Source organism: Enterobacter sp. 940_PEND (assembly GCF_001059415.1).
GTDB classification, from domain to species: Bacteria; Pseudomonadota; Gammaproteobacteria; order Enterobacterales; family Enterobacteriaceae; genus Enterobacter; species Enterobacter cloacae_M.
Genome location: NZ_JUMS01000162.1, coordinates 67,572 through 88,851, shown reverse-complemented (window position 1 = coordinate 88,851; position 21,280 = coordinate 67,572). Strand labels below are relative to the sequence as shown.

Here is a 21,280-nt window from a genome sequence, read left to right as displayed (position 1 = left end):
GGGCATTATCTGAACATAAAACACTATCAATAAGTTGGAGTCATTACCAAGAGACAGGAAGAAAAGATAGACGTACTGTTACAAAAACAACTCCAACAAATCGAACTTCTAAAAGAGCGCCGCACCGCCCTCATCTCCGCTGCCGTCACCGGCAAAATCGATCTCCGCGACTGGACGCCTCCCGCCAGCAGCACCGAAGCATCCCTCACAACTGAGGAGGCCACCGCATGATCGCCGACGTCACCAAAGAAGTTAATCTGCAGGACGATATCATAAACCAGATGTGCCAGAACGGCTGGGTCCCCGGCACGGGCAGCAAATACGATCGCGAACGGGCACTCTATCCGCAGGATGCGCTGACGTTTGTCCAAATCACCCAGCCGCAGGAGTGGGAAAAATTCACCCGCATCTATCCCAACGACACCGAGCGTCATTTTCTCGATGCGCTGGTCGCACAGCTTAAAAAAGCCGATGCCAACGCCACCGATCTTCAGTCACGAACCTACGGCACCCTGGGGGTGCTGCGTCACGGCATCAAAAGCCATAACGCGCGCTTCTCGTTATGCCAGTTCAAGCCGGATCACAACCTCAACCCGGACAACCTTGCGCGCTATCGGCAAAACATCTGCCGTATCGTCCCGGAACTGGTTTACAGCCCTCACGCAAGCGGTACCGACACGGAGGCGAAAGCCAAACGCTGGCGCATCGACCTGGTGCTGTTTATCAACGGCCTCCCGGTTGCCACTCTGGAGCTGAAATCCGAGTTCAAGCAGACGGTCAACAGCGCCATTAACCAGTACAAAAAAACGCGCCAGCCAAAAGATCCGGCGACCAACAAGCCTGAGCCGCTGCTGACCTTCAAGCGCGGCGCGCTGGTGCATTTTGCCGTCAGCCAGTATGAGGTCTACATGACCACCCGGCTTGCCGGCGATGACACGTTCTTTCTTCCGTTCAACAAAGGCACTAAAGAGGGCGGCGCGGGTAACGACATCCCAGAGGATCACCATGAATACGCCACCCGCTATCTGTGGAACGAGGTATTGCTCCCTGACAATCTGCTGAAGATCCTCGCCTGCTTTGTGCATCTGCAAATCGAGGAAAAAGAGGACTGGGACGGTAAAAAGGTCAAAAAAGAGAGCCTGATCTTCCCGCGCTATCACCAGTGGGACGTGGTGAACAAGCTTATTGCCGCCGCATACGAAGAAGGCACCGGCAACAAGTACCTTATCCAGCACAGCGCCGGATCCGGAAAATCGAACTCCATCGCCTGGACGGCACATCAGCTCTCCTGCCTGCATAACGAAAAGGGTGAAAAACGCTTCCACTCGGTGATTGTTGTGACTGACCGCACCGTGCTGGACGATCAGCTCCAGGACACCATCTATCAGTTTGAACATGCGGACGGCGTGGTCGGGCGAATCAACAACCGCGAGGGGGAAGGCTCGAAATCGGAGAAGCTCGCCAGCGCGCTGGAGCATTCGCAGCCCATCATCATCGTCACCATTCAGACTTTCCCGTTCGTACTTAAAGCAATCGAAAACAGCACCTGTCTCAAAGAGCGAACCTACGCGATCATCGCAGATGAAGCGCACTCCTCCCAGAGCGGCTCCACGGCGCGCCAGCTGAAAGAGGTGCTGATGAGCGAAGGAGCCGACGACGATGTGGTCCTCACCTCTGAAGATATCCTCGACGCCACCCTTGCCGCCCGCAGCGGGAGCAGCAATCTGAATTTCTACGCCTTCACCGCGACGCCGAAGGCGAAAACCCTGGAGCTTTTTGGCCGTAGACCCAACCCGCACGAGCCCGCATCCAGAACCAACAAACCTGCGGCGTTCCACGTTTACTCCATGCGTCAGGCCATTGAGGAGGGCTTTATCCTCGACGTGCTGAAAAACTACACCAATTACAAAGTGGCCTATAAGCTGCTGCAAAGAATGGGCGACAAAGACCGGGAAGTGGACAGCAATCGGGCGAAGATCAGGCTCAACCAGTGGGTAACGCTGCACGATCACAATGTCTCGCAAAAGGTAAAAGTCATCGTTGAGCACTACCGCCAGCACGTAATGCATCTGCTCGGCGGGCAGGCGAAAGCGATGGTGGTGACCAGCTCTCGCAAAGCCGCCGTGCGCTATAAGCTGGCGTTTGATAAATACATTGCCGACATGGGCTACGGAAAGATCACTGCGATGGTGGCGTTCTCAGGCGAAGTTGAGTTTCAGGAAAATGACATGAACAGCCTTGCGCTGTTGCACCAGAAATTTACTGAAATCAATATGAACCCGGCGCTCAAAGGCCGCGATATGCGTAAGGCGTTTGATACCGATGACTATCAGGTGATGCTGGTGGCCAACAAGTTCCAGACCGGCTTTGACCAGCCGAAGCTGTGCGCCATGTACGTGGATAAAGCGCTCGGCGGCGTGGAGTGCGTGCAGACGCTGTCGCGCCTGAACCGAACCTATCCCGGCAAAAGGGAATCCGGCACCTTTGTACTCGATTTTTATAATGAACCTGACGATATTCTCGCTGCCTTTCAGCCCTACTATCAAACGGCTGAATTGACCGATGTCAGCGATCCAGGACTGGTGTTCGATCTGTACGAGAAACTTCGCGCGACGGGGATATTTTTATGGCACGAAGTCGAACAGCTGTGCGAGGCTTTTTACAGCAAGAAGAAATCGAATGCGACGCTCAGCAATATTTGCCTGCCCGCAGTAAACCGCTGGGCAATGCGCTATACCTCCGCGAAAGAGGCGTATATCAGCGCCAAGCAGATCTATGAGTTAACAAAAAGGGATTCCCCTAACCCCATTTTGCTCGCGAACGCGGAAAACAGTTTTAAAGCCTGCAAGCAGGAAAAAGATCGTCTGGAGATCTTCAAAAAAGATCTCGGCAGCTTTGTACGCTTTTACGAATTTATGTCCCAGATCGTCGCCTACGATGACAAATCGCTGGAGAAGTTAAGCCTCTATTGTCGACACCTACGCCCCTTACTTCGTGAAGAGGCAACAGATGAAGATGACGTCGATCTATCCAATGTTGAAATGAGCCACTATCGGCTTTCAAAAATCATGGAGCAGCATATAAAGCTTCAGGAGGATGCGGCAGAGTATAAGCTCAACCCGGTTAATGACGTCGGCACCGCAAAAGCAAAAGATAAGAAAGAGGAGTTTATGTCGCAGGTGCTGGCGCAGCTCAACGAGCTGTTTATCACCGAAAACCTAACCGACAAAGATATGCTCAACTATGCCTTTGTGGTTTACGATAAGCTCGCAGAAAACAAACTTGTCATGACCCAACTCGACAACAATACCCGTGAGCAGGCCATGCTGGGCGACTTCACGAAAGCTATTGATGACGCCGTGATAGACAGTAACGAAGCGCACAAGGAGATGATGATGCAGTATTTATCGTCTCCTGATGTTGCCAAAGGGTTTGCTCATCTGATGTATGACATCGCAAAAATGCGCAGGGAATCGATTAATGAGTGATATCCAGCTCTTCCGCTACAGTGCTAGCGGCGTAAAAGAACTTTCCGGTAAAGCAGCAACCATCGAAAAAGAGCTGCAATCCTTGATCGAATCCCGAATGGATACCTTTCTCGGCGTTCGTTTTCTCGACAGTGAATACAGTACCGGTAAGACCCACCGTGGACGCATTGATTCACTGGGTCTGGACGAAAATAACTGCCCGGTCATTATCGAATATAAACGTCACAGCAATGAAAATGTCATCAACCAGGGGCTGTTTTATTTGGACTGGCTTCTCGATCATAAGGCTGAATTTAAGTGGCTAGTGATGGAGAAGCTCGGCAAAGAGACGGCAGAGGCCATCGACTGGTCTGGCACGCGCTTGCTCTGTATTGCTGCTGATTTCAATAAGTATGACGAACATGCCGTTCAGCAAATTAACCGTAATATCAGCCTGATTCGTTACAAGCTTTTTTCTGACGATCTGTTGATGTTCGAACTGGTCAATGCCGTGGTTGAAAACGCGTTTTCAGAGGCTGCAACCGATACGCTAACCGCTGCCGCTGGCAAGCGTAACACACGGTCGCATAGCGAACAGATCGCCAGCGCGTCCACCGAATTAGCCACTTTGTTCGAACAGCTTAAAAGCTACGTCCTGTCTCTTGGCGATGAGGTGCAATACAAAGAACTAAAGCTATACGGCGCATTCCGCCGTATGAGAAATTTTGTTTGCGCCGGCGTTTACCCCGTTACAGATCCCCATATCCGTTTGTGGCTGAAACTGGATCCTGAGCATATTCAGTTAGAAGAAGGATTTAGCCGGGATGTAACTCATATTGGGCACTGGGGAACGGGCAACGTTGAGCTAGTCGTTCGCAATGAAAATGACCTGATGAAAGCGAAACTGCTGATCGAAAAGGCTTATCAGGAGAATTGATACTAATTTGTTTCAGGGCCGAGAGTGGTAAATTCTGTTCGTCATCATGCTTTCTTGCTCCGGGAGAATTTTTCTCCCGGAGCTGGCTAATCAAGCCCCTAACCGATAATCCCAGTCATCCGTATGAATAATGTTACCGTCACGGTAATGCCAGGCAATCTTTTCATAACGAAGCAGAACAAGCTCAAGATGCCCCTGTTTTTCATGGTAAGTCTCTTTCACGTCATGCATTAATGAAAACACCGTGACGACCTTCACCGCTTCCAGCGTTATCGTGAAATAGATTTCTTCCTGACCGGCATCATTGATTCTGTACAGGTCGATAGTCGCTTTCCTGAGCGTACCGCCCGTACTGAGTGCTTTATAGAGATAAACGCTGGAGGCATCAATTTCCTTTTCAATGAGAAAAGGGCGATGCTGGCGTTTGCTCAATGCTCTGCCATTATGAAGGTCAGAATTATAGCTTACGTTATGATAGAGCCCTAAAACCTCAATTTGGTTTTCACGGTCTGTAACTTTCACGCTCCCTTTTATAATATTACCCGCATCGTCAGTTAATGACATATATCCCGGAATGGCCATTTAAATATCCTTATCGAATGGAACAGAGTGTTCAACGGTGGCGATCATAACGGCGAGACATTTTTTACCCTTCGGACTGTTAACCTTAAACATCTCCCTGATTGAATCTACATAAAGCTTATTGCTCTCTGCTTCCGTCTCAGGGAAATTAGCAAAAGCGCAGACTTGTTCAATAGTGAGCAACGGCTTATCGTCTTTTAAAATGGCTAAAACGCCTGCAGGATTATGAGGGATAGCTTCAGAAAGCGCCGCCTTTAAATCTTCAGCCGTACTGGCGTCCACGCCCGGCTCAAGAGCACTCGCGACAGCTAACCATTTCTGGTTTCCTTTGCTAATCTCTGGGATAACATGATTCCACCATTCCGACTCATCGCTATCATTAGCATATAATTGTGCAACAACATGCCAGGCACCTTTCTCGTTTATCATCTGCAAAAGTTGCTCTGGAGTGTGACTTTTGGCAAATAAAGCCAACGGGAAGTACAATAAGAGCACAATGATATATTTCATTATCGCACCACCAGAATTGTGTCACCCGAATCATAAATCATATGGCGCTTGTCCTGACCGTTCATAATGATGCAACCAGCTGATGCTGAGCCTGGCGGTTGACCTTTTTTATCCCCATGAATTTGAAAATGATCTCTACCAAAGGTATTGGTCCCCGCTATAGGTTCAAGAATAATAGCCTCTGCACTTTTATGATTATTCCACCCGGCAATAAAATAAATACCTCTGGGAATGGGGCCTCTGTTTCGTTGACCTTCACACTCTGGCTTATCTTTCGATTCACCCGCTCCGCTGTAGCAGTTAGCGACAAACACACCATTATGACTCAATACCCCTGTCGAAACTTTATACTCCCATGTCATCAATACCGTCTCCTTTCATAAATAGTCTTTTATCTTATGGCTAATGAGAGCGTTAAAATGACTACGACGGTCACAAAAAATTACGTCCGAAAATAAATAAGCACAAAAAATATAGAAAAATTAATAATAGATAATTTAGATGTATATATTTTTTATATAGACGCCATTTGTTCACACTGAGAATGAGTCTCCCCCTTACACCAGCTTTGCATTTTTGGTGAACTTCCCTCTATCCTTAACCCATGGAAAAAATAGCTGAACTCAAACGCGCCAAGATGCTGGCGCTGTCGCTGCTGCTGGTTGCCGCCGCGGCCTTTATCACCACCCTGTTCCTGCCGCAGACCTTCTGGGTGCGCGGCGTAAAGGCCATTGCCGAGGCGGCGATGGTCGGCGCGCTCGCAGACTGGTTTGCCGTGGTTGCGCTGTTCCGCCGGGTGCCCATTCCATTTATCTCGCGCCATACGGCAATTATCCCGCGCAATAAAGACCGGATCGGCGACAATCTCGGCCAGTTTGTGCAGGAGAAGTTTCTTGATACCCAGTCGCTGGTCGCATTGATTCGCCGCTATGAACCTGCGCAGATGATCGGCGCCTGGTTCAGCAAGCCCGACAACGCCCAGCGCGTCGGGCTGCATTTGATGCAGGTGATGAGCGGTTTTCTCGAACTCACGGACGACGGGCGCATTCAGCGCCTGCTCAAACGGGCGGTGCATAAGGCCATCGACAAGGTTGATTTCACCGAAACCAGCGCAGTGATGCTGGAGAGCATGACCAAAAACAACCGCCACCAGGTGCTGCTGGATGCGATCATCAACCGTCTGATTACCCTGATTCAGCGGGAGAGCACGCGGGACTTTATTGCCGATCAGATTGTCCACTGGCTGAAGACCGAGCATCCGCGCAAAGCGATGGTGCTGCCCACCGAGTGGCTGGGCGATCAAAGCGCGGAGATGGTGTCGAACGCGGTGAACACGCTGCTGGACGATATCAGCCACGACCGCACGCACCAGATCCGCCAGGCGTTCGACCGCGCCACGCTGAAGCTTATCGACAACCTGAAAAACGATCCGGAAATGGCGGCGAAAGCCGACAACATCAAGCACTACCTGAAAAACGATGAGGCGTTTAACCGCTATCTGGGAGAGATGTGGGCTGACCTGCGCCAGTGGCTGAAAGCGGATATGCAAAGCGAGGATTCGCGGGTGAAGCAGCGCATCGCCAACGCCGGGCTGTGGTTTGGCGAAACGCTGTCTAACGACGCCAGCCTGCGGGCGTCGCTGAACGAGCATCTGGAGCAGGCCGCGCACCGCCTCGCGCCGGATTTTGCCGCCTTCCTGACGCGCCACATCAGCGACACGGTCAAAAGCTGGGATGCCAAAGACATGTCCCGCCAGATTGAGCTCAATATCGGTAAAGACCTGCAGTTCATCCGCGTCAACGGCACGCTGGTCGGCGGGACGATTGGCCTGATCCTGTTTTTACTCTCGCAGCTGCCTGCCGTGCTGGGACATTAATCTACCTTGGGCGGCGCGATGACGTAGCGCGTCGCTTCGAAGCGATTGAGGATCAGGTGCACCAGGAAGACCATCGTCAGCGTTGCGACCAGCGAAAAGGTGACGGAAGTGATGCGATAGAGATCGCTGAACACCAGGTCAGTGTCCGGGTGCATGTTCTGCCCGAACATAATGCCGATGGTGGTGATGCTGGAAAACCCCACGCCCGCGCCCACCTTTTCCATCACGTGGAGGCGCGCGCCAAACGCCAGCCCGAGGCCGATCAGGGGCATCATCAACAGCATATGGCTGCTGTGATCGTAGAGGATCAGCTGCACCACCAGAATATAGAGGCAGCCCAACACCACGCCGACCACGCGCCAGATAGAGCTCATCACCGAACCGCGATAGTGCATCGGGAACAGGATCAAAATCCCCGCCATCAGCGCCGAAAGCGAATCGCTTAAGTCGCTAATCTGAAACACCACGAATATCAGCGTCGCGACGGTACCGGAGAGCAGCGACTCGTGGCGCACGCGAGCATCGTCTTTCTCAATCAGCGGCGGCGGCCTGCGGGGCTCCACGTCAGGCAGGAGATAGTTCATCAGCGCGCTCAGGCACACCGCCATCACGCTCGCTTCGATGTTGGAAAACAGCAGCGTGTGCCAGCTGGTAGTGGGGTAGCTCATAAAGTTGAGCATCACGCTCTGGCACACCACGCCCATTGAGCCAAACAGGAACAGCGGCCCCTTGCTCATAAAGCGAAAGCGCATCACGTACAGGGCAAACACCACCAGCGTCATGATGACCGGCCATTGCGACAGATAGCCGATAATGAAGATCATTTCGACGCAGTTTAGCGCGGCGCTGAAGATAAACTGCTTCGCCACGTGGCGGTTAAACACCGGCACCAGCGACAGGAGCATGATCGGATAGACCACGAAAAATACGCCGTAGCTGGTGTTGTAAAAGCTGGAGATGCTCAGCGCAATCATCCCGGCGAAGACGATACGCAGGGTCTGGCGAAAGTCGTTTGCCGTATAGACGATGTTGCCGTGCGGGGTAAACACCCGCGCCAGGGTGCTAATAGACATAGTGAAGCAGGCTCACCAGGTGGATCTGCATCCCGGAGAAAAAGCGCGCAAACGGCCCCTCGCTGTTATAGAGCTGCACGGTCGCGCGCGCGCCGGTCGGCAGATGTTTCGGCAGCGCCTCGTCCAGCGCAACGTGAATGCGCATGCGCTGGGCGTCACGCACCCAGCGGTTGGAGGTTTCCGGTTCGGACAGCTGGCCGTTCACGGCCTCCTGACCCGCCAGTATCCCCGCGTCGCTGCTGGTCACGTGGGCGCGGAAAACGTGCCCCGGGAAGGCGTCAAACACCACGGCGGCATCGGTGCCCTGATGGGTGTGACGCAGGCTTTTTTCGCGGAAATCGGCCACGATATCGGTCTGGTTGTTCACCAGCGCCAGCGCGGCGGAACCCGAGGAGGCGTAAAAGCCCGGGCTTAACTGCAGGTTACTGACCGTGCCGTCCGCCTGGGCGTAGACCTTAGTCCAGCCGAGGTTAAGCTCTGCCTCATCCAGCGCGTTGCGGTATTTTTGCAGCGTCACGTTGCGGTGCTCGTCCCGCTCGCCGCGCTGAATACGCAGGTTATGGATATTGGCCTGGATGGAGCTGACGGACTGCTCGCTGCTCTGCCAGGTGGTGCGAACCTTATCCAGATCCGCCTGCGAGACGTTCTGCAGGGTGCTCAGCTTCTGGTAGCGATCGAAGGTCACTTTGTCGTTACGCGCGGTCAGCACGGCGGTTTTCAGGCTGGCCTGCGCGGCGGCGATCTGCGCATCCAGCTGGTCGTTGGAAAGGCGTGCCTGCTCAAGCGCGATTTGCGCCGCTTCCACTTTATTGCGAAACGGCGTGTCGTCGAGCTCAAACAGCAGATCGCCTTTTTTCACCTGGCTGTTGTTGTGGACATGTACCGCCGCCACGTAGCCGGAGACGCGCGGAGAAACCGGCGTCACCACGCGCATCACGGTGGAGTCCGGCGTCAGCGGGATCCAGATATCCGCGACGATAAAGTAGACAAACATCAGCAGGAAAGAGGCAATACTCACCCTTACCCAGCGGGCAAACTTTTGTTCAGGGGTCATTATTTTTCGGTCTTGTTATCTTCTTCGCGGATAGTCCGCAAATTGCAGGCGAATTGATTCAGGGTGGCGCTGAAAATGTCGATATGTTCCGGCGCGATGTTTTGCGATACGCGCGCCTGATAGGTCTCAATCACCTGAGTGAGCCTTTTTAATATGGCTTTTCCCTCAGGCGTCAGCGTCAGAAGCCGGATGCGCTTGTCATAAGGCGATACGGAGCGCAGCAGGTAACCCTGCTTTTCCAGCTGTGCCAGGGTGCGCATCAGCGGCGGCAGTTCAATGCCCTGCACCTCCGCCAGCTCACTCACGGAGACGTTATCCCCGAGCTGATGAAGCTGCATCATCACCGTCCAGCTCGACTGGGTTAACCCGGTATCGAGAATGGCGTCGTCGATTACCGCACGCCACTGGCGCACAATCATCGCCATCCGCATGCCCATCGGCCTGCGGCTAAACAGTTCTTCTTCGCTCATGGGGAAACCTCTCGTCACACGCGGCCACGATAATAGTTATCAGGATAAGTATCAAGAAACGAGAGGCGAAAGAGCAGGAATTGCGAAACGACGTCCCCCTCTCCCCGTGGGAGAGGGCTGGGGTGAGGGCACCAGCCCGCAGCGAAGTTTAGCGGCTAAAAAGTCTCTTAACAGCAGCCCTACCTGAAGCCGTCACCACCACCTCCCTGTATCCCGCCAACCGCTGGATCCACCCTTTGCTTTCCAGATGAATGAGCAGCGCCGCGCCCGCCTCACCGCCAAGATGAAACCGCCGCTCGCTCCAGTCCAGACAGGCACAGCAGACTTTGCGGCGCGGGTGAACGCTTAACGAAACACCAAGCTTCAGAAACTGCTCCCGGCCATACAGCGTGAGCGCTGAACCGTCAGCCTCCAGCCAGCCTTCCGTCTGCATGAAATCATAGATCTGCACCGCCACCGCGCCAGCGAGATGGTCATAGCAGGTCCTGGCTTCACGCATGGCTTTCGGCGCGGTGGTTTCCGGCGGGGTAATGCGGCTCCAGGAGAGCCCCATCATCTGCTCCACCAGCTCCGCCACGTCGTGCCCCGCCAGACGATAATAGCGGTGCCGCCCCTGCGACAGACAGGCGATCAGTTGCCCTTCCACCAGCCGGGCGAGATGCCCGCTGGCGGTCGACGGCGCAACCTCTGCCGCCGCGCTCAGCTCGGTGGCGGTCCACGCCCGCCCGTCCATCAGCGCGCACAGCATCTTTACGCGCGAGGGATCGGCCATTGCGGCAGCCACCGCGGCAATGGCCTGTTCCAGCGCCGCGCCGTTCTCAGGAGGTAGGCTCGTTTTTAACATGTGTTGCCCAGGGTTCGGTGATCTCTGCGGCCAGCTTATCATCATCCGTCAGCAGAATAAGGTGATTCGCGTGGTCGCTGTACTGGGTAAGGATAGACACGCCGCGTGCCGCCAGCACCGCCGCAATTTCACCCAGCTCGCCGGGGCGCTCCTGCCTGAGTTTCCGGATCACCGGCTTACGCAACGCCTGCACGGTAAACCCGGCGTCGAGCAGCACGCATCGCGCTTTTTCCCCGTCTTCCACCAGAAAATGGGCATCGGTACCAAATACGCCTCCGCCCTCCAGCCCTACGCCGTTGCGCCCCAGCAGCTGTCCAAAGCGCGCCAGCTCGCCGGGCCTGTCGCTAAAAATCACATGAACGTCATACATCCGCGTGCCCTCCGGTTTCGGAACTGTACTCCCGCACCAGCTGCGCCACCCGAATGCGGTAGTACGCGAAAATCGACTCCCGCCCTTCGGCCTGCGCGGCCTGATGGAAGACGTTCTGCTTCCAGCTACGGACGGCCTCCTCATCCCGCCACCAGGAAAGCGACAGGATTTTGCCGTCGGTCGTCAGGCTCTGGAACCGTTCAATATCAATAAAGCCGTCGATGTCCGCCAGCAAAGGTTTGAGTTCGGCAGCGAGCTGAAGATAGCGCGCCTGATGGGCGGGCGCGGCTTTGGCTTCGAAAATGACTGCAATCATGATGGTCTCTCCGTAGTGATGTTGGGGAGAGAATGCAGGGTAGAGAGGAACGATGCTTCGGCAAAGAGCGAAGCGTTGTGCCGGATGGCGCTGCGCTTATCCGGCCAGTGGGATGATGTAGGCCCGGCAAGCGCAGCGCCACCGGGCAGGTTTTAGCTCAGAATCGACTTCGGCTCCATAAACGCCCGAATTCCCCACTCGCCCATCTCGCGCCCCACGCCGGAGTGCTTAAACCCGCCGAACGGCGCTTTCGGCTCATGGGCCAGGGTATTCACCAGCACGCGACCGGAAACAATCTGCTGCGCCACGCGTCGCGCGCGGTTCGCATCGCCGCCCAGCACCATCGCGCTCAATCCGTAATCGGTGTCGTTGGCAATGGCGATAGCCTCCGCCTCGTCACGATAGGGGATCGCGCACAGCACCGGGCCGAAAATCTCGTCACGGGCGACCGTCATCTGGTTGTTCACGTCGGCAAACAGCGTCGGGCGCACAAACCAGCCGTCTCGCGTGCCGTCCGGTCTCCCTTCACCACCCGCCAGCAGACGCGCCCCCTCTTCAATACCTTTACGGATATAGCCCTGCACCCGCTGCCACTGCTTTTCGCTGACCATCGGGCCGACGTCCGTCGCGCTATCGCGCGGATCGCCCGATTTCACCACCGCCACGGCCTGCGCCAGCGCGGTTTCGATCTCAGCCTTGCGCGCCTGCGGCACCAGAATGCGCGTTCCGGCCACGCACGCCTGCCCGCTGTTCATAAACCCGGCCTGAATCACCAGCGGGATCGCCTGCGCCAGATCCACATCATCCAGCAGGATCGTCGGCGATTTACCGCCTAACTCCAGGGTCACGCGCTTAAAGCTCTCCGCCGCGTTGCGCAGGATCGCCTTGCCGGTATTCGTCGAGCCGGTAAACGAGATTTTTGCCACATCCGGATGGCGGCTGATGGTTTCACCGACGGTTTCGCCGCGCCCGGTGACGATGTTAAACACGCCCGGAGGCAGCGCGGCATCGCGCAGCGCTTCGGTGACAATCCGGGTTTGCAGGGCGCTCATTTCGCTCGGCTTGATGACTGCCGTACAGCCCGCAGCCAGCGCGGCCGCCAGCTTGCCGCAGATAAACCCGGCGTCGCTGTTCCACGGCGTGATAAGCCCGGCCACGCCGAGCGGCGTCATCTGCACCGTCGCTGCGCCTGCGGGGATGACAAACTCAAACGCCTCCAGCGCCTCGATGGCCTGAGCAATCACCTCTGCCGGATAGCTTGCCATCCACGCCGAGCGCGAGGCGGGCGCGCCGTACTCTTCAATGACCGCTTCCAGCAGATCGTCGTGACGGGCGGCCACGGCGGCGTGCATGCGTTTTAGCGCCGCGAGGCGTTCCTGCTTTGTGGTCTGCGACCACGCCGGAAACGCCGCTTTCGCCGCCGCAATGGCGCGCTCCGCGTCAACCTCATCCGCCAGACGAACCTGGCCGATGACCTGCGCCTTCGCCGGGTTGTACAAATCAAACCACTCGGTGCCGTGCGGGGTAACAAATTCGCCGTTAATAAAGATCTGTTCGATGGTGTGCATATAAACCTCCTCAGGCTGTGTGAGCACAGTCTGTCACGGCTTCTCCGTTGCGATAATCCACGCTATGCTGCAAGGGTTATTTCGATTTTCAGGATAATCTATGCATCGTTCAGGTCTGACAGAGCTGGAAGTGGTGATGGCGGTCGTGCGGCGCGGCAGCTTTCGCGCCGCCGCGCAGGAGCTGGGCATGTCCGCCACGGCGGTCAGCAACGCCATCGCCGGGCTGGAGAGCCGCCTTGATACCCGCCTTTTTAACCGCACCACCCGCAGCGTGGCGCTCACCGACGCCGGACAGCGCTACGTGGCGCGTATCGGCCCTGCCCTGCAGGAGATCCGTCTCGCCAGCGAGGAGATCCACAGCGACACCGGGGAACCCGCCGGCACGCTGCGCCTGAACGTGCCGAACCATATCGGCGCCCTGTTTCTGGACCAGCTGCTGATCGACTTTATGATCCGCTACCCGAAGATGCGCGTAGAGACCGTCAGCGAAGCGCGAATGATCGACATCGTCGCGGAAGGCTACGACGCGGGGATCCGCCTTGAGGAGTCCGTGCCTCAGGACATGATCGCCGTGCCGCTGACCGGGGAGATCCGCCAGCTGGTCACCGCCACGCCGGACTATTTTGCACGCTACGGCATTCCGCAGACGCCGGACGATCTGCTTTCGCATCAGGGGATTGGCATGCGCATGGCCCACGGCGGGATCTACCGCTGGGAGCTGGCCCGTCGGGGGGAAACGTATGCCCTTGCCGTGCCGCCGCGCTTTGCGACGTCCGATCTTTTTGCCTCGATCCGGGCGGTAAAAGCGGGATTAGGGGTAGGATTTTTGCCGGAACTGTATATCCGGGAAGAGCTGGAGCGTGGAGAGCTGGTGAGCGTCTTAAACGACTGGGCGCAGCCGTTTGCCGGACTGCGCCTGTACTACCCCGGCCATCGCCACGTCCCGCCAGGCCTGCGGGCGCTGGTGGCAACGATCCGCGAGCGTGGGATTATTCCAGGTTAGCCTTGTTCAGCCCGTAAGCCGCGTCCAGCGCGCCCGGCGCCATGCGGGAGGTGATCCCCAGACGGTTCCAGGCGTTGATCGCCACGATGGCGAAGTTCAGCTCTGAAATTTCCACGTCCGAGAAGTGCTCCGCCACGCTGCGGTACAGCGCGTCGCTTACCCCGTGAACGCCAATCTGGGTCAGCGCTTCGGTGAAGGCCAGCGCGGCTTTCTCGCGGGCGCTGAACAGCGGGGACTCGCGCCAGGCCGCCAGATGGTACAGGCGCAGCTCGCGCTCGCCGGCAATTTTGGCCTCTTTCGAGTGCATATCCAGGCAGAAGGTACAGCCGTTCAGCTGCGATACGCGAATGTCGATCAGGTGCTTCAGCGCCGGGTCGATGGAGGTTTTTGCCACCTCCATGCTCAGGGCAGACAGGGCGTTGGCGAGGGCGGGTGTAACTTTGTGGTGGTTGACGCGAGTGCTCATTGTCTTTCCTCTTTTTGTGCGGCATGTGTCATGCGATGAGGCAAATCTACGCCGTTCATGACATAGTAAAAAGATACAAAAATCGTGAAAAGAGGTAGGACATGAAGCCGGGCTATCACGAGATTTATTCCCGCTATCGCGACAACATCACGCGCGGCGTGCTGAAGCCGGGCGATAAGGTGCCCGCCATCCGCGTGCTGGCGGAAGAGCTGAAGGTGGCGCGTAAAACCGTCGAAACGGCGTATGCCATTCTGACAGGGGAAGGGTATCTGGTGAGCCGGGGCGCGCGCGGCACGCGGGTCAACCCGGATCTGCTGTTGCCGGATAAGAGTGTCCCTGCGGAACAGCCCACCGGCACGCTTCCGGCATCGCTCATCAGCCAGCGCGAGCGGGCCGGGTTTCTGCGCCCCGGCATCCCCGCCCTTGACAGCTTTCCGTATAAAAAATGGCTGCTGCTGGCGGGCCAGGCAACGCGCGCCATGCGTCAGGAGGAGATGCTCAACCCGCCCGTTCTGGGCTGGTATCCGCTGCGCCAGGCCATCGCCAGCTATCTCAATATCTCACGCGGGCTGTCCTGCACCGCCGAACAGGTGCTGATCACCAGCGGCTACAGCGGCAGCCTGCGGCTGATCCTCGACACCCTTGCCAGCCGCAGCGACAAGGTGGTGTTTGAAGATCCGGGCTATTTTATGGGCCAGCAGCTGCTCAAGCGGATCGTGCCGCGCCTGCACACGGTGCCGGTCGATCGCTGCGGCATCGATACGGACTACCTGCTCCGCTACCATCGCGACGCACGTTTTGCCATCGTCACCCCGTCGCATCAGAGCCCGCTGGCGGTCACCCTCTCGCTGCCGCGCAAGCAGCAGCTACTCGACTGGGCCAGCCAGAACGAGGCGTGGATTATCGAAGACGATTACGACGGCGAGTTTCACTACACCCGCAAGGTGCTGCCGTCGCTGAAAAGCCTCGATCGGCACGACCGGGTGATTTTTATGGGCACCTTCAGTAAAACCATCATGCCGTCGCTGCGCATGGGCTACGTGGTGATGCCCGCCAGCACCGTCGGGGCCTTTACCGACTGCGCGGACATTACCACCAGCGGCCAGCCGGTGCTGACGCAAAAGATCCTCACCGCGTTTCTCAACGAAGGGCATTTTTTCCGCCATCTGAAAAAGATGCGCGCGCTGTATCAGACCCGGCGCGACTGGATGATTGCCGCCCTGCAGGAGGTGTATGGCGATCTGTTTTTCACCGAGCAAAACGACGGGGGGATGCATATCGTGGCGTTCCTGACCAGAGGAAGCCGTGACCGGGAAGTCGCGCGCTGCTGGCAGGAACAGCAGCTGCAGGTCAACGCGCTTTCGGAGTGGTATCGCGGGTCGGGCAAACGCTACGGGCTGGTGATGGGCTATAACAACGTGCGGTCGTATGAAGAGGCGGTGGCGTTACTGGAGAGGCCGAAGCGGCAGACGCTTGCGCTGTTGAGCTGAACATCGCCGGGTGCGCTGCGCTCGCCCGGCGATGACGTGGCTCATACATCATTCCGCGACAACCCAACGTCCTTAAGCTGCTCGTCGCTCATCCGGCTCAGGATGCGGCGGGTGCGGTTGATGCGATACCAGTTGCGTGTTGTTTTCGCGATCCAGACAAACACAATATACGGACGTTTTGAACGATTCTCGTAGAATTCCATGATGCTCTCCTCACTGTGTCAGTGGGGTTATCATCCCGGAAATCGGCCTGTGCAATACAGATGCAAAAACACCTTTTGTTTAACATACAGATCCGCTAAAACAGTATCTGCATGCCAATTTTTACGGCAATCTGTACTGGTTTTACAATCTGTATGGTGAAAACAAAGGATACAGCATGACGCGCTACCAACATCTGGCCAATCTTCTGGCGGAACGCATTGAACAAGGGCTGTATCGCAGCGGCGAACGTCTGCCGTCGGTGCGTGCGCTGAGCCAGGAGCACGGCGTAAGCATCAGCACCATACAGCAGGCCTACCAGATCCTCGAAAACCTCCAGCTGATCACCCCTCAGCCGCGCTCCGGCTATTTTGTCTCGCAGCGCAAGGCCCAGCCGCCGGTTCCGGCTATGACGCGACCGGTGCAGCGCCCCGTGGACGTTACCCAGTGGGATGAGGTGATGATGCTGCTGGACGCCCGCGCCGACAAAGAGATGATCTCCTTTGGCGGCGGCTCGCCGGACATTAACCAGCCGAGCCTGAAGCCCCTGTGGCGCGAGATGAGCCGCATAGCGCAGCATAACCCTGCCGAGATGCTGAGCTATGACGTGCTCGATGGCCGCCTGGAGCTGCGTGAGCAGATCGCCCGTCTGATGCTGGACGGCGGCTCCACCGTGGCAGCGAACGAGATTGTCATCACCAACGGCTGCCACGGCGCGCTGTCGATTGCCCTGCTCTCGGTGTGCAAGCCGGGGGACATCGTGGCGGTAGAATCGCCGTCGTTTCACGGCACCATGCAGATGCTGCGCGGGTTTGACATCAAGGCGATTGAAATTCCCACCGATCCCGAGACCGGGATCAGCATCGAGGCGTTAGAGCTGGCGCTGGAACAGTGGCCGATCAAGGCCGTGATTCTGGTGCCAAACTGCAATAACCCGCTCGGGTTTATCATGCCGGAAGCGCGGAAAAAGCAGGTCTTAGCCCTGGCGCAGCGGCACGATATCGTGATCGTGGAAGATGACATTTACGGCGAGCTGGCGGCGGAGTACCCGCGCCCGCGTACCATTCACTCGATGGATATCGACGGCCGCGTGATCCTCTGCAGTTCGTTTACCAAAACCGTGGCGCCGGGCCTGCGCGTCGGCTGGATTGTGCCGGGGCGCTATTACGACCGGGTGATGCACATGAAATACGCCGCGGGCGGGTTTAACGTGCCGGGCACGCAGATGGCGGTAGCGGCGTTTATTCGCGACGGCCATTACCATCGCCACGTGCGCCGTATGCGTCAAATTTATCAGCAGAATATGGAAACCTACACCTGCTGGGTGCGGCAGTATTTTCCGGCAGAGATTTGCGTCACGCGCCCTCAGGGAAGCTTCCTGCTGTGGATTGAACTGCCGGAGAAGGTCGACATGGTGTGCGTCAGCAAGCAGCTGTGTCGGCTGAAGATCCAGGCCGCGGCCGGGTCGCTGTTTTCCGCCTCCGGGAAGTACCGCAACTGTCTTCGGATCAACGTGGCGCTGCCGCCGACGGAGAAGAATCGCGAGGCGTTGAAGAAGATGGGTGAAGCGATTGTGATTGCGATGGAGGAGGGCTAGCGCGGCCTGATGCCCTCACCCCGACCCTCTCCCACAGGGCTGAGGAATCCCCACAAAATAATGCCAGCATGGACGACCCCCTCTCCCTTGAGGGAGAGGGCTGGGGTGAGGGGGAACATACGGCTGTGGTGGTCATTCCGTTCACTTTATGTTCCTTGCTACTCTGTAACGACATGACCGGTGAACTGCCAGCGATTTACAGCCGGACCAGGGCGTCGCTGTAAGTCTTCAATCTTTCTGAAACAACGTTATTGCTTCTGTTTAATCATTACTGGGGATTTCTCAGCCCACAGAGAGAGGGAGAAAACCGTGCCGCACTACTCGTCGAAGTACCAGTACCCTTGGTTAATCAGCCCGGTAAGCTCTTCAACAAACGCCGGGTTATTCAGCGCATCGCCCAGCTCGGCCTGACCGAGTTCGGTGTAGCGGCACAGCGCATCCGCCGCCTTCGCGTCTACCGTCTCCAGCTGTTCGCTGTTGATGAAGAAGCTGCCGTTAATGTTTAGAACGCGCAGACCGCTCAGGCGGGACAGCGTTTCGCCGCCCTGCAGCGCGTCCAGCACCTCTTCCGGCGCGTACGGCGGCTCGGCGGCGGCGATATCCAGCTCGTGGCGCGGCGTGGAGACAAAGCTGCCGAACCATTTTGTGAAATCATCCGGCTTGCTAATCATGTCGATCATCATCTGACGAATGCGATCCAGTTCGTACTGCTCCACGCGGCCCAGATGTTCGCGACAGGTCAGATCCGGATCGCTGTAGTGCTCGCCGCCCAGATCGTTTTCCAGCGCGTAATCGGCGAAGCTGCTGATCAGATCGCGACCGTTCGGTCCGCGGAAGCCGACGGAGTAGTTAAGCGCCGTCTCATGGGTAAAGCCGTCGTGCGGGAATCCAGGCGGGATGTAGAGGATATCGCCCGGGGCCAGATCTTCGTCGATGATCGGCTCGAACGGATCGACATGCAGCAGCGCCGGATGCGGGCAGAACTGACGCATCGGCAGCTTGTCGCCAACGCGCCAGCGGCGGCTACCCATCCCCTGAATGATAAACACGTCGTACTGATCGATATGCGGACCCACGCCGCCGCCCGGCACGGAGAAGGAGATCATCAGGTCGTCCAGACGCCAGTCCGGCAGGACGCGGAACGGACGCACCAGCTCCGCGGCAGGCATATGCCAGTGGTTCACCGCCTGCGCCAGCAGCGACCAGCCGGTTTCACCCAGATCGTCAAAGTGCTCAAACGGACCATTGCTGGCCTGCCATTTGCCGTTGAAATGGCTCACCAGACGGCTATCGACTTCCGGCTCCATCGCCAGCCCTGCCAGCTCGTCCGGGGTAATCGGGTCGACAAAATTCGGGAAGGCATTTTTCAGCACTACGGGTTGTTTTTGCCAGTATTTCTCAAGAAATTCCGGCCAGTTCAGGTTCAGTTGATACGCCATGGGTAGCACCAGTGAGAGGGGAAACAGGCGCGATTATAGGCAAGAAGGCAGAGGGGGAACTTGTCATGGGTCAAACGAGGGCGTGTAGGTCGGGTAAGGCGAAGCCGCCACCCGACTCAAACACGCCGCGAAAACTTAATCCAGCTTCAGCTCGTCATAATGGGTAATCAGTTTACCCACGATGCCGTAGTCCAGCGCTTCTGCCGGAGACATCCAGAAGTTGCGATCGGTGTCTTTTTTCACTTTTTCCAGCGGCTGGCCGGTGGCGTCGGCGATCAGCTTGTTCACGCGATCCAGCATGCGGATGATCTCGCGCGCTTCGATCTCAATATCCGTCGCCTGACCGCGCACGCCGCCGAGCGGCTGGTGGATCATAAAGCGGGTATTTGGCAGCGAGTAGCGGTGCTCTTTCTTCGCCGCCAGGAAGATGGTGATCCCGGCGCTCGCCACCCAGCCGGTGCCGATGACGTGCACTTCCGGGCGGATGAATTTGATGAAGTCGTGGATGGTATCGCCCGCTTCCACGTGGCCGCCCTGGCTGTTGATGTACAGCTTGATCGGATCGTTACTGACGCTTTGCAACAGGATCATCTGGGTGATGACCTTCTGCGCCAGCTCCTGGTTGATCTCACCGGAGATAACAATCGAACGAGACTCCAGCAGTTTTTGCTGCAGAGCGCCCGCGCCGTTTGACCCTTCCGCTTTTTCCTTGTCGCTATCTTTCAGTGTGTAGTGCATTGTTATTTCCTCAGCTTGTCGCGCTCAAAACCAGAGTGTAGCCTGTTTTACCGGTGAAAGTCCTCACAGACAAATAACGAGGGAGCTTATGAATATTGCCCATGTCGCACTCTGGACCCGCAGCCTGAACGCGCAGGTTCAGTTCTGGGAAACGGTGTTTGGTGGCCGCAGTAACGAACGCTACGTCAGTAAAAATCGTCCCGGTTTCGAATCACATTTTATTACGCTGGATAACGGGCCGACCATCGAGCTGATGACGCTACCGGATCTGCCCGACGCCCCTGCGCACCCGGAGTTTATCGGCTGGGCGCATATCGCCATCAACGTCGGCAGCAAAGCGCAGGTCGACAGCATGGCCGGGCGGGCACAGGCAAACGGCACGCTGCTCAGCGCCCCGCGCATGACCGGGGACGGCTTCTATGAAGCGGTAATTGCGGATCCGGACGGCAACCGCATCGAGCTTGTGGGTGCATAAAATCAGCGTTTCGTTCCTTAACCGCCCCGGTCACGTATCGCTATACTTCATCTTCATACGGTTATCATATTGTTAAATGATAATGATAGTTAATGTGTTAAGATGAAAGTCAGCATAAACAGTCCCTTACGTAACCGGCGGGATTGTTTGCATCCTCGACATGTAAATCAGCACCGGGGCGGTGAATGGAACACATTGTGTATGTGGTTGATGACGATGACGCGGTCAGACAGTCCGTGATCGGGCTGCTGGATTCGGCGGACCTGAACGCCGTCGGCTTTTCATCGGCAGAAGCGTTTCTTCAACACCGCTTTGAAGAGCTCCCGTCGTGCGTGGTCCTCGATATGCAAATGCCCGCCATCTCGGGCTTTGAGGTGGCTGATGCCCTTAAGGACAGCGGGCGCGAAATCCCGATTATTTTTCTTACCGGCCACGGCACTATCCCGATGTCGGTGCGCGCCATTAAAGGCGGCGCGTACGAATTTCTCACCAAGCCCGTCGAATCCACCGCGCTTATCGACGCCATCGAGTCCGCGCTTCAGCTGGCGGAACACAACGCCGCGCGCAATAAAGAGCACTACGCCCTGAAGCAGCGCCACATGTCCCTCACCCCGCGCGAGCACGAGGTGCTGACGCTGGCGATAAGCGGCATGCTGAACAAGCAGATTGCCGCCGAGCTGGGCGTCAGCGAGATCACGGTGAAGGTGCACCGTCGCCGCGTGATGGAGAAAATGCAGGTGCGCTCCGTGGCGGAGCTGGTCAGGGCCGTTGAGCGCCTGACCAATAGCCAGCCTGCGGAGTAAC

Annotated in this window: 22 protein-coding genes and 1 pseudogene; 9 read left to right on the top strand and 14 right to left on the bottom strand. The window is 56.9% G+C overall.

The annotated features are described in order from the left end of the window. Window positions 1-75: 75 nt before the first annotated feature. From ADJ24_RS25665 to ADJ24_RS22605, 3 genes and pseudogenes are all read left to right on the top strand, one after another. Window positions 76-231, top strand: a pseudogene (locus tag ADJ24_RS25665) (restriction endonuclease subunit S); the annotation flags it as partial. Then, window positions 228-3,488 (top strand): type I restriction endonuclease subunit R, encoded by a 3,261-nt coding sequence (locus ADJ24_RS22610; RefSeq protein ID WP_023310262.1) that lies wholly within the window; start codon window positions 228-230, stop codon window positions 3,486-3,488. The pseudogene ADJ24_RS25665 and the gene ADJ24_RS22610, both read left to right, overlap by 4 nt. Continuing rightward, window positions 3,481-4,404 carry a DUF5655 domain-containing protein gene (locus tag ADJ24_RS22605; RefSeq protein WP_023310261.1) on the top strand — a complete coding sequence of 308 codons (924 nt, stop codon included), beginning with the start codon at window positions 3,481-3,483 and terminating at the stop codon, window positions 4,402-4,404. The genes ADJ24_RS22610 and ADJ24_RS22605 overlap by 8 nt, the downstream gene beginning before the upstream one ends. A 90-nt stretch (window positions 4,405-4,494) precedes the next feature. On the opposite strand, the gene tssD is transcribed toward ADJ24_RS22605, so the two are convergent. From tssD to ADJ24_RS22590, 3 genes are read right to left on the bottom strand one after another with little or no spacing between them, the layout of a single operon-like run. Beyond that, window positions 4,495-4,986, bottom strand: a complete 492-nt coding sequence (tssD, locus tag ADJ24_RS22600) for a type VI secretion system tube protein TssD (RefSeq protein ID WP_023310260.1) — start codon at window positions 4,984-4,986, stop codon at window positions 4,495-4,497. Continuing rightward, window positions 4,987-5,496 (bottom strand): hypothetical protein, encoded by a 510-nt coding sequence (locus ADJ24_RS22595; protein ID WP_023310259.1) that lies wholly within the window; start codon window positions 5,494-5,496, stop codon window positions 4,987-4,989. It abuts the gene before it with no gap. After that, window positions 5,496-5,858, bottom strand: coding sequence for a tlde1 domain-containing protein (locus ADJ24_RS22590; protein WP_023310258.1), 363 nt, complete (start codon window positions 5,856-5,858; stop codon window positions 5,496-5,498). Before ADJ24_RS22590 ends, ADJ24_RS22595 begins: the two co-directional genes overlap by 1 nt. Window positions 5,859-6,100: 242 nt before the next feature. Here ADJ24_RS22590 and ADJ24_RS22585 point away from each other — a divergent pair, with 242 nt between their 5' ends. Next, entirely contained in the window at window positions 6,101-7,372 is a 1,272-nt protein-coding gene (locus ADJ24_RS22585) for a DUF445 domain-containing protein (RefSeq protein ID WP_023310257.1), read from the top strand. Here the strand turns inward: ADJ24_RS22585 and ADJ24_RS22580 are convergent. From ADJ24_RS22580 to ADJ24_RS22550, 7 genes are all read right to left on the bottom strand, one after another. Further along, complete coding sequence (locus ADJ24_RS22580) at window positions 7,369-8,445, bottom strand: DUF2955 domain-containing protein (RefSeq protein ID WP_023310256.1); 1,077 nt, start codon at window positions 8,443-8,445, stop codon at window positions 7,369-7,371. The genes ADJ24_RS22585 and ADJ24_RS22580 overlap by 4 nt on opposite strands. Further along, on the bottom strand, window positions 8,435-9,502 hold the full coding sequence (locus ADJ24_RS22575; protein WP_123244547.1) for an HlyD family secretion protein: 1,068 nt from the start codon (window positions 9,500-9,502) through the stop codon (window positions 8,435-8,437). Before ADJ24_RS22575 ends, ADJ24_RS22580 begins: the two co-directional genes overlap by 11 nt. Next, window positions 9,499-9,969, bottom strand: a complete 471-nt coding sequence (locus ADJ24_RS22570; RefSeq protein ID WP_023310254.1) for a MarR family winged helix-turn-helix transcriptional regulator — start codon at window positions 9,967-9,969, stop codon at window positions 9,499-9,501. The genes ADJ24_RS22575 and ADJ24_RS22570 overlap by 4 nt, the downstream gene beginning before the upstream one ends. Window positions 9,970-10,117: 148 nt before the next feature. Then, window positions 10,118-10,813 carry an ArsR/SmtB family transcription factor gene (locus ADJ24_RS22565; RefSeq protein ID WP_023310253.1) on the bottom strand — a complete coding sequence of 232 codons (696 nt, stop codon included), beginning with the start codon at window positions 10,811-10,813 and terminating at the stop codon, window positions 10,118-10,120. After that, window positions 10,788-11,183, bottom strand: a complete 396-nt coding sequence (locus tag ADJ24_RS22560) for an amino acid-binding ACT protein (RefSeq protein ID WP_023310252.1) — start codon at window positions 11,181-11,183, stop codon at window positions 10,788-10,790. The genes ADJ24_RS22565 and ADJ24_RS22560 overlap by 26 nt, the downstream gene beginning before the upstream one ends. Beyond that, the gene (locus tag ADJ24_RS22555) at window positions 11,176-11,499 is read right to left on the bottom strand and encodes an antibiotic biosynthesis monooxygenase family protein (protein WP_023310251.1); all 324 of its coding nucleotides are present in this window, start codon (window positions 11,497-11,499) and stop codon (window positions 11,176-11,178) included. The genes ADJ24_RS22560 and ADJ24_RS22555 overlap by 8 nt, the downstream gene beginning before the upstream one ends. A 152-nt stretch (window positions 11,500-11,651) precedes the next feature. Then, window positions 11,652-13,067 (bottom strand): aldehyde dehydrogenase family protein, encoded by a 1,416-nt coding sequence (locus ADJ24_RS22550; RefSeq protein WP_023310250.1) that lies wholly within the window; start codon window positions 13,065-13,067, stop codon window positions 11,652-11,654. A 100-nt stretch (window positions 13,068-13,167) separates the two neighbouring features. On the opposite strand from ADJ24_RS22550, the gene ADJ24_RS22545 reads away from it, so the two are divergent. Further along, entirely contained in the window at window positions 13,168-14,070 is a 903-nt protein-coding gene (locus ADJ24_RS22545; protein WP_023310249.1) for a LysR family transcriptional regulator, read from the top strand. Here the strand turns inward: ADJ24_RS22545 and ADJ24_RS22540 are convergent. Further along, a complete protein-coding gene (locus ADJ24_RS22540; RefSeq protein WP_023310248.1) occupies window positions 14,057-14,536 on the bottom strand; it encodes a carboxymuconolactone decarboxylase family protein in 480 nt (159 codons plus the stop codon). The two genes, ADJ24_RS22545 and ADJ24_RS22540, sit on opposite strands and share 14 nt — an antisense overlap. A 101-nt stretch (window positions 14,537-14,637) precedes the next feature. Here ADJ24_RS22540 and ADJ24_RS22535 point away from each other — a divergent pair, with 101 nt between their 5' ends. Continuing rightward, window positions 14,638-16,026, top strand: coding sequence for a PLP-dependent aminotransferase family protein (locus ADJ24_RS22535; RefSeq protein ID WP_023310247.1), 1,389 nt, complete (start codon window positions 14,638-14,640; stop codon window positions 16,024-16,026). A gap of 41 nt (window positions 16,027-16,067) precedes the next feature. Here the strand turns inward: ADJ24_RS22535 and ADJ24_RS23680 are convergent, their stop codons facing one another. Then, window positions 16,068-16,229 carry a DUF1127 domain-containing protein gene (locus ADJ24_RS23680; protein WP_023310246.1) on the bottom strand — a complete coding sequence of 54 codons (162 nt, stop codon included), beginning with the start codon at window positions 16,227-16,229 and terminating at the stop codon, window positions 16,068-16,070. A gap of 176 nt (window positions 16,230-16,405) precedes the next feature. Here ADJ24_RS23680 and ADJ24_RS22530 point away from each other — a divergent pair, with 176 nt between their 5' ends. After that, window positions 16,406-17,824 (top strand): PLP-dependent aminotransferase family protein, encoded by a 1,419-nt coding sequence (locus ADJ24_RS22530; protein WP_023310245.1) that lies wholly within the window; start codon window positions 16,406-16,408, stop codon window positions 17,822-17,824. Between the two features lie 317 nt (window positions 17,825-18,141). Here the strand turns inward: ADJ24_RS22530 and ADJ24_RS22525 are convergent, their stop codons facing one another. Both ADJ24_RS22525 and ADJ24_RS22520 read right to left on the bottom strand, forming a co-directional pair. Beyond that, on the bottom strand, window positions 18,142-19,263 hold the full coding sequence (locus tag ADJ24_RS22525) for a cupin domain-containing protein (protein WP_023310244.1): 1,122 nt from the start codon (window positions 19,261-19,263) through the stop codon (window positions 18,142-18,144). A gap of 135 nt (window positions 19,264-19,398) precedes the next feature. After that, window positions 19,399-20,001, bottom strand: a complete 603-nt coding sequence (locus ADJ24_RS22520; protein WP_023310243.1) for an ATP-dependent Clp protease proteolytic subunit — start codon at window positions 19,999-20,001, stop codon at window positions 19,399-19,401. 88 nt (window positions 20,002-20,089) lie between these two features. On the opposite strand from ADJ24_RS22520, the gene ADJ24_RS22515 reads away from it, so the two are divergent. Continuing rightward, window positions 20,090-20,476 (top strand): VOC family protein, encoded by a 387-nt coding sequence (locus ADJ24_RS22515; RefSeq protein WP_023310242.1) that lies wholly within the window; start codon window positions 20,090-20,092, stop codon window positions 20,474-20,476. 185 nt (window positions 20,477-20,661) lie between these two features. Beyond that, window positions 20,662-21,279 carry a response regulator transcription factor gene (locus ADJ24_RS22510; protein ID WP_032660951.1) on the top strand — a complete coding sequence of 206 codons (618 nt, stop codon included), beginning with the start codon at window positions 20,662-20,664 and terminating at the stop codon, window positions 21,277-21,279. Window position 21,280: the final 1 nt, after the last annotated feature.